Source organism: Brevundimonas sp. (assembly GCF_044239655.1).
GTDB lineage: Bacteria > Pseudomonadota > Alphaproteobacteria > Caulobacterales > Caulobacteraceae > Brevundimonas.
On sequence record NZ_JBIIAY010000221.1, the window covers coordinates 1 to 2,764 of the forward strand.

Annotated in this window: 2 protein-coding genes; both read right to left on the reverse strand. The window is 52.8% G+C overall.

Translation table 11 applies throughout. The features are described from left to right. A partial coding sequence (locus ACILQR_RS16580; RefSeq protein WP_395652461.1) for a hypothetical protein occupies positions 1 to 1,333 on the reverse strand: 1,333 nt, incomplete at its 3' end. 175 nt (positions 1,334 to 1,508) lie between these two features. Next, the gene (locus tag ACILQR_RS16585; protein ID WP_395652462.1) at positions 1,509 to 2,345 is read right to left on the reverse strand and encodes a hypothetical protein; all 837 of its coding nucleotides are present in this window, start codon (positions 2,343 to 2,345) and stop codon (positions 1,509 to 1,511) included. Positions 2,346 to 2,764 lie beyond the last annotated feature (419 nt).

Below are 2,764 nucleotides of genomic sequence, written 5' to 3' on the forward strand. Positions count from 1 at the left end.
AATCCGCGCCAAGCGGGGAAACACCTTTTGCGGTTTCAAGTGCTTTGTCGGCTTGGTCAAGCGCCGCTTTTGCGGCGTCCATTTTGACTTTCAAACCGGCTATGGTTGCGGGCAAATTGGTTTCCTCTTTTTCAAGGTATGCGCGACGGTCCGCAAATTCGCGAATGGCGTTTGCCCGTTGCGTTTCTTGTTCGGCTAGTCTTTCCGCAAACCTTTCCCGGAGTCTTTCCGCAAATTCCGGAGTGCCAAAATCCGCACGGGGTTTGCCGGATGTAAGTGTCACCGTGTGGGCGGGCTTGAGTAATTCGGCAAATTCGGTGGAAACGTTGGATGCATCGACAAAGTGACATCCGCATTTGAGTAGTACAAGCGCCGCACCCTCGCGAGTTGAGGCCTCGATGCGTTGCAAAGTGCCGTAGCGGGAAGAGTGTGGCGCTTGAGCTTCGCCTTTCAGCCAAGCGAGTACTTGGTTTGCCGTAAATTCGCACTTAATACCGGACGAAAGCGAAACCTCACCGGACGGGGAAACGGTGGCGGAGTAATTGGCCGATTGGACGGGGTGGGAGTACTGCGACGCGGTAGCGGGGAAATGAGTGATTCCTTCATAGGATCGCGACAAGCCGAGGGAATGCTCCCAATTTTTGGTCCAAAGCGCTTCCGCGTTGGTTTCGTTCTCCGCTTCAGCTTGGCTTTTGCGCGTCGCTTCCGTTCTCGTTTCGATTTGGGCGAGTGTGGCCGCAAGCTTCGCCCTCGCTTCCGAGTGTTTCGTGCGGAAGAACTCGGCGGTGGCGTCGTTAACGTACTTTGAATGATGGGCCTCTGCACTTGCGTGCACGTTGGACGCACTCCGCCGGGTTTCCATGAGTTGCGCCAAGCGGGCGGAGATTGCTTGCCCGCGCAAACCGTTGCTTCCCGTAATGGTGAAAGCCCACTTTTTCAACCAATCGCGGAGTTTGTCGGCTTGTGCGCCAAATGAGATTCTCCAAATCGCGGGTAATTCTCCGCCAAAAATTACGGCGTTGAGAGTGAAGAAAGCGGTCTCGTAATCCGCGCCGTTGTCGCGGTTGACCGTGTACTTCAAGCCGGTGGCGGCTTCATAGTAGTGCAGAGATGCCCGGTAATTTTTCCCGACAGACCAAAAGGCTTCCGTTTTTGTGACGTTGCCGAGTGTGGTAATTTTGAGGGTCGAATGTCCTGCCTTTAGATGGGTGACGCCTTGCTTGCCTCTGAGGTAGGTCAAAAGGGAAATCAATTTGGGCGAGGTGAATTCCACGGCAAGCCCGTGATCGTGTATGTGTTTCAAATTATCAACTAACAGTGCGGAGTGTTTCATGTGTTTTCGTGTTTTCGTGTTTTGTGTTTTTGGTTAAAAGGCGAAGCCGAGGGCGACGCCAAAGAGAGCGCCGATTGCGGCGCAAATGAGGGTTTCAAAAATGATGCGGGCAATGCGGTTTTTCATGCGATTTGATAGGGTGACAGCGTGCGGGATTGCCCGCCGTCGTTTGTCATCATTCAGAGCGTTTCAAACGTGTCAACCTATTTTCGGACTTTTCTTTTGCTCGCCGGATTTTCTCCGCGCCGATTGCCATTTGCAACGCTTGGCGGGCTTGGCGGGCTTTGCGTTGCCGTTCCTCAAGCGCTTTCAATCTTTGCGTTGCGGCTTGTTCTCGGGAAAAGCGCTCCGCCTCTTTAATGGTGAGGCGACCTTGGCGGGCTTTGCGCTTGGCTTGGCGCTTGGCGCTTGCGGCTTGGCGCTTGGCGCTTGCGGCTTGGCAACGGAGCGCAAACGCGGCTTGTCGGGCTTGGCGATCAGCCTTTAGTGCGGCGCGGGCTTGGCGAACGGCAAAAACAGCGTGTTCGATGACGACGCGCAAATAAGCGGACGGCGCAATGGCGTAGCAATGGCGGAGGCGGGCAAGAATGTTGCGGGCAACGGCGAGGCGGAGGCAGAGAATAAGCATTTGCCGAGTGTGCGCCGTTGCGGGCTTAGTGTCAACCGTGTTCTTAAAAGCAGACTCTCGTACAAATCCTTTTCTATATTCCGTTCTGTATAAAAATAGAAAGTAAGATAATATATAGTAGTAATAGGCAAAACACTGTTTTGAGAGAGTTTGCTTTTTTAAGTAGTTTGACAAGCAAGAAAAAAGGGCGACGGCGGGCAATGGGCTTGATCGCCCGCCAAAAACAAAGGGAAAGCTAAACCTTTGCCCGTTGGCAATCGGCAAAGGGAAAAGCCCGGACATATAAACGCATGAAAATGTGACGATGTGAAGGAATGGCCAAGCAAGCGCCGCCTCACCGTCTCCGCCGTCCGATATAGGCAAGTCTCCGATATAGTGTGACACTATACAAGCGCCGCCGTCACCGTACAATAGACATTATGTTCAATTCGGATATAGTGTGACACTGTATGGGTATATAGTGTGACACTGTATAGGTATATAAAAACCACTATAAGGGACCGTATATTTTCGCCCGCCACCCCGCACTCCTCCCATCGCGCACCCCTCCAAAAAAAAATTTTCTACCCATAAAAAGATGTCAACCTACCCCCTTCAAAAAAAAAATTTTGTTGACACCAACTAAGTCACCCTATTCCCTACCTCGATGCCCGCACTCATCTACGATAAATACGCTCTGCTCCCCATCAGTCGCCAAGCTCGGTACGCCCTCAGAAAGCGAGACGCCAACTGCTGCCGCATCTGCGGCAAACCGGGCGGCTGGCTCTGTGCCGTACACCGGGAAAAGCAGACTCAGTACAACC